This is a genomic window from Streptomyces sp. NPDC005070 (assembly GCF_053600395.1).
In genome coordinates this window covers 1-1609 of sequence record NZ_JBSFZS010000472.1, presented here as the reverse complement: position 1 = coordinate 1609, position 1609 = coordinate 1, and the positions used below count along the sequence as shown (strand labels likewise).

Sequence of the window (1609 nt, the reverse complement as noted above, 5' to 3'; positions counted from 1 at the left end):
AAGCTGTAGAACATCCGGGACCGCCGGCCCTGCCTGAAGCACGTCATCCCGGCCATCGAGATCCGGCCGGAGCCCCGAGCGCGAACGCGGACCTCTGGGGTCTGGCCAATCCGGCCCCAGGTCTTGGCGCGCGGCGGTCTCAGCGACTGCCCGGCCTCGTCCTCGAAGACGAGCCAAGCCCCGCGAGCCGCCGCGGTGCTTTTACCCGCGGCCAGACCTCCTTCTTCCACAGTTCGACGGCCGCATCGTCGCGCTCGATCGCTCGCCTGGCCGGCTGCTGCCAGGACCAACCGTGGCGCTTGAGCAGCCGCCACGTTCCCTCCACCGTGTAGGTGACGTGGAACAGGCGGCCGATCAGCGTCTTCACCCGGGCCAGCGTCCAGCGCTGATCCGCCCAACCGTGGGCCAGCGGGCCGCGCTCCAACTCCCCCTTGAGCCCTTCTACTTGCCTGTTGCTCAGCCTCGGCCGGCCCGGTGATCCCTTCGAGTGGACCCCGGCTTGGCCGCGCTCCCGCCATTGGCGGCGCCAACGTTCCACCGACCGCTCGCTTACCCGCAGCGCGATCGCGATCTCTCTGTTCTTCTCCCCGCCCTCGAAGCGGACCACGGCCTGCAGCCGGATCCGCTCCCGCACGGCCCTCTCGGCGTCGGTCAAACCGCCGCCCTGCGCGTACCTCACAGACCAGAACTACCGGAACGGTCCGGACGCTGTCAGACGAACAGCCCCGACATCACCCAATCAAGTTCAGTAGCTACTTGCCCCTGAAAAAGGGTTTGGCCTGGTGGCAGAGCTGTTGCCGCGGAGCGGTTGTTCGACGTCGGGCGTCGGGGTGCCATCGTCCTTCACCGGGCGATGACGGCCATCCGGTGGAGGTTGTAGGCGAAGATCCCGAGTCCGGCCCAGGTCTGGGCGCCGGCCAGGCGGCGGAGGCGGGTGCGGCGGCATCCGAAGCTGCGCTTGAGGTGGCTGATGCGGGCCTCGATGCCGACTCTCCAGTTGCGCATACGTCGGAACGGGCGGCTGCGTTCGTACTCCCGGCGGGCCTTGCCCGGGGTGCCGCGTGGCCCTCTCGACGCCGGTCAAGCCGCCACCCTGCGAATATCTCACCGCACCAGGACTACCGAGGCCACCTGCGCACCGTCCGGCGAGCAGCCCGACATCACCCGACCAAGTTCACTGGCGTCAACAAGGAGCGGGCCAGCAGCGTAGACCGAGGCTTCTTGACCTTCGGGGTACAGGATTCCTGTGGGGTACCGGGACAGCCGTTCGTCCCGCGTGCACTGCGGAGGCGCGAGTCGATCGTGGGTTCGACCTTGGTGGTCATGGACCGCGAGACGGATGCAGGGTGGGCCAGGCGGCAGTAGCAGGCCCGGTCTACGAGGTCGCCGGCACAACCTTCCGACTCTCTTCACGACGTCAGGTGTTCAACGCCGCAAGTCTTCGCCGACACACACCCGCGCGGCGAGCAGTCCATACGTGGACGATTGGGCCTGCCCTCGCGCATGACTGACCGCACCCTCGTCACCTAAGCCCCACGGGCGCGGAGCACGGTGAGCACTCATTGCTCATGTTTTGCGGCGGTGCTCTTGCGAGCCTGATTGCAGGCCC

At 68.0% G+C, this 1609-nt stretch carries 2 pseudogenes; both read right to left on the bottom strand.

What is annotated here, in order from left to right:
- A pseudogene (locus ACWEBX_RS40360) lies at positions 1–679 on the bottom strand (IS630 family transposase); the annotation flags it as partial.
- 164 nt (positions 680–843) lie between these two features.
- Positions 844–1059 (bottom strand): annotated as a pseudogene (locus tag ACWEBX_RS40355) (transposase); the annotation flags it as partial.
- Between the last annotated feature and the right edge of the window lie 550 nt (positions 1060–1609).